General features: G+C 66.4%; 1 protein-coding gene. It reads right to left on the reverse strand.

Features of this window, described 5'->3' with window-relative positions:
• The coding region (gene glyA / locus FB600_RS37020; RefSeq protein ID WP_145758323.1) for a serine hydroxymethyltransferase at positions 1 to 1,013 on the reverse strand (1,013 nt) is incomplete at both ends.

A 1,013-nucleotide genomic window follows, 5' to 3' on the forward strand; every position in this document is an offset into this window, starting at 1 on the left:
TCCGGATCGTTCGGGATCGCGTTCTTGTTCACCGTGATGTGCGCCGCGCCCAGCGCCGCTTCCGCCGCCTTGCCCGTGATCTTCTTGGCCTGCAGGTCCACCAGCATCACGTGGCTTTCCGTGCGCCCCGACACGATGCGCAGACCGCGCTTGACCAGCGTCTCCGCCAGCACCCGCGCGTTCTCCACCACCTGCTGCTGGTACGTCTTGAACTCCGGCGAGGCCGCTTCCTTGAACGCCACCGCCTTGGCCGCGATCACGTGCATCAGCGGGCCGCCCTGGATCCCCGGGAAGATCGCCGAGTTGATCGGCTTCTCGTACTCGGCCTTCATCAGGATCACGCCGCCGCGCGGGCCGCGCAGGCTCTTGTGCGTGGTGGTGGTCACGAAGTCCGCGTGCGGCACCGGGTTCGGGTACACGCCCGCCGCGATCAGCCCCGCGTAGTGCGCCATGTCCACCATCAGGTAGGCGCCCACCGCCTTGGCGATCTTCGCCAGGCGCTCGAAGTCGATCTTCAGCGCGAACGCCGAGGCGCCCGCCACGATCATCTTCGGCTTGTGCTCCTGCGCCAGCTTCTCGGCCGCTTCGTAGTCGATGTCCTCGCCTTCGTTCAGGCCGTAGCTGACGACGTTGAACCACTTGCCCGACATGTTCACCGGCGAGCCGTGCGTGAGGTGGCCGCCATGCGCCAGGCTCATGCCCATGATGGTGTCGCCCGGCTTGAGCATCGCGAAGAACACGCCCTGGTTGGCCTGCGAACCCGAGTTCGGCTGCACGTTCGCGGCCTCGGCGCCGAACAGCGCCTTGACGCGATCGATCGCCAGCTGCTCCACCACGTCGACGTATTCGCAGCCGCCGTAGTAGCGCTTGCCGGGATAGCCCTCGGCGTACTTGTTGGTCAGTTGCGAGCCCTGCGCGGCCATCACGGCCGGGCTCGTGTAGTTCTCGGAGGCGATCAGCTCGATGTGATCTTCCTGGCGCTGGTTTTCCTGCTGGATCGCCTGCCAGAGGTC

This window comes from Burkholderia sp. SJZ089 (assembly GCF_007828315.1).
In the GTDB taxonomy this organism is placed as follows: Bacteria; Pseudomonadota; Gammaproteobacteria; order Burkholderiales; family Burkholderiaceae; genus Burkholderia; species Burkholderia gladioli.